Here is a 580-nt window from a genome sequence, read left to right on the forward strand (position 1 = left end):
CCCAAGTTTCCTCGCCCCCCGCGGGGGCGGGCTGGGCGCAGCCCGGCCCTGGGGGTGCTCAGTGGCGCCCGGCGCGCTCCAGGTGCTGCAGCGGAAGCGCCGCGCCGGCCTTCACCTCGCCGAGCGAGAAGCTGGTGTGCAGGTCCTTGAAGTTGGGCAGGTTCAGCAGCGTCTCCAGCGCCAGCGCCGAGAAGGCGTCCAGGTCGGTCGTCATGACCTGCAGCTCGAAGGTGCCCGATCCGCTGATGTAGTGGCAGGCGATGACCTGCGGGATGCGGCGGATCGCCTCCTCCAGCGCACGCGTCGCCGCGGCCGTGTTGCGCTCGGCGTCGACGCGCACGAAGGCCAGCACGCCCAGGCCGATCTTGCGGCGGTCGATCTCGGCGCGGTACCCGCGGATGTAGCCCTGCGTCTCCAGCCACTTCACGCGCCGCCAGGTCGGCGCGGTGGACAGCCCGATGCGCGCGGCCAGCTCGGCGTTCGACAGCCGCGCGTCCTGCTGCAGCGCACCGAGGATCGCGACGTCGTAGCGGTCGAGCGCGGCGTGCGGCGCGTCGTCGCCGGCCGGGTCGGGTGCGGC

The 580-nt window shown here is 73.6% G+C and carries 1 protein-coding gene; it reads right to left on the bottom strand.

Annotated elements, in window-relative coordinates; genetic code table 11:
• Nucleotides 1-58: 58 nt before the first annotated feature.
• On the bottom strand, nucleotides 59-580 hold a 522-nt coding region (locus tag Y694_RS22170; protein WP_051495987.1), incomplete at its 5' end, for an Lrp/AsnC family transcriptional regulator.

It is taken from the genome of Methylibium sp. T29-B, from assembly GCF_000576225.1.
Lineage (GTDB): Bacteria > Pseudomonadota > Gammaproteobacteria > Burkholderiales > Burkholderiaceae_C > Methylibium > Methylibium petroleiphilum.